This window comes from Oleiphilus sp. HI0079, from assembly GCF_001635105.1.
In genome coordinates this window covers 1-600 of the sequence record NZ_LWFT01000173.1, presented here as the reverse complement: position 1 = coordinate 600, position 600 = coordinate 1, and the positions used below count along the sequence as shown (strand labels likewise).

The 600-nt window shown below is 44.5% G+C and carries 1 protein-coding gene; it reads right to left on the bottom strand.

The genetic code is table 11. The features are described from left to right. Positions 1 to 534: hypothetical protein (locus A3750_RS02560; RefSeq protein ID WP_197474827.1), on the bottom strand; the 534-nt coding region annotated here is incomplete at its 3' end. Between the last annotated feature and the right edge of the window lie 66 nt (positions 535 to 600).

Genomic DNA, 600 nt, shown 5'->3' with positions numbered 1-600 from the left:
ATGCATCTTTAGCTGCTCAGCCATGTAATTTGATCCAACGAGAACGCGATCGAACTGTTGGTTGAGCTTTAATGAGGCTTTCAATTCGCCGAGCGTTCTAAGCCCTACTTTCCAAGGCATGGAAGATGGTTTAAGAAAGCCTAGGCAGCTGTAGCAATCCAGGCCCAGTTTTTTCGCGCATGGCTTTTTGCCAATCGTTGTATATTTGTGGTCTCGAAGACAGAAAGCCCTTTGGTCGTGAAAAAAGCGGATCTTCTGACACGGAAACGCGACAATGCGTTTGAGCGTCTCAATATCATTTAGGCTATGTACATAAATAATATCGGGCTGAAGCTGCACTAATTGGCTCTCTATGTCGACCATAGGAAACGCTTGCTCGAATTGGTTCAGAAATTCCGCACTTTTCGGCGAGCCGACTTTGTACATCAGTGTCGATTTGATGTTTTTCTCTGCTAACAGACCGACAGACTGGTAAATATAGCTTTCACAGCCGCCAGTGAAATCAGCGTCTTCGTTAATCCAAACCACATGCATTTTGATGACTCCTAGCAAATCTGAGTTGCGCGAAAAAATTTCGTTATTAGATTGGTAGCAGGAGGT